At 46.1% G+C, this 631-nt stretch carries 2 tRNA genes and 1 rRNA gene; all 3 read left to right on the forward strand.

From position 1 onward, the window contains the following. A 16S ribosomal RNA gene (locus ACFFGT_RS19140) occupies positions 1–101 on the forward strand; the annotation flags it as partial. Positions 102–328: 227 nt separating this feature from the next. Continuing rightward, positions 329–403, forward strand: a tRNA-Ile gene (locus ACFFGT_RS19145). Between the two features lie 103 nt (positions 404–506). Next, a tRNA-Ala gene (locus ACFFGT_RS19150) sits at positions 507–580 on the forward strand. The last annotated feature ends 51 nt before the right edge of the window (positions 581–631 follow it).

Raw genomic sequence — 631 nt, forward strand, 5'->3', positions numbered from 1 at the left:
AAGTGCGTAACCGCAAGGAGCGTCCTAGGGTAAAGTCGGTAACTGGGGCTAAGTCGTAACAAGGTAGCCGTACCGGAAGGTGTGGCTGGAATACCTCCTTTCTGGAGCAGTTTCCCTTAGTAGCTTGAAACTGTTACCTACATGATATTTCTTAAAACAAAAAAAGACAAGAAGAAACACCCAGAAGATGAAGCCACCAGGGGTTGTGCAAACGAAAGTAAGCACAGGACAGGGTAGGCAGTCATCAGTTGGCATTAAGCAGTTAGCAGTTAGCACGAAAGCGAAGCTAAAACTGCACACTGTAAACTGACAACTGCAAACTAAAAAAAGTCCTGTAGCTCAGCTTGGTTAGAGCACTACACTGATAATGTAGGGGTCAGCAGTTCAAATCTGCTCGGGACTACTAAGCGGCGTTGCCGCAGGTGATTAGAGAATGGAGATTAGAGCATAGTTAGGAACCACTTAACCACTCACATAATCAACCACACACTAACAATTCATCCCACGGGGGATTAGCTCAGCTGGCTAGAGCACCTGCCTTGCACGCAGGGGGTCAACGGTTCGAATCCGTTATTCTCCACAATGCAGATTCGCAAATGTGAAGATATGCAGATATGCAAATGAGAAATCA

The organism is Mucilaginibacter angelicae, from assembly GCF_042434235.1.
GTDB classification, from domain to species: Bacteria; Bacteroidota; Bacteroidia; order Sphingobacteriales; family Sphingobacteriaceae; genus Mucilaginibacter; species Mucilaginibacter angelicae.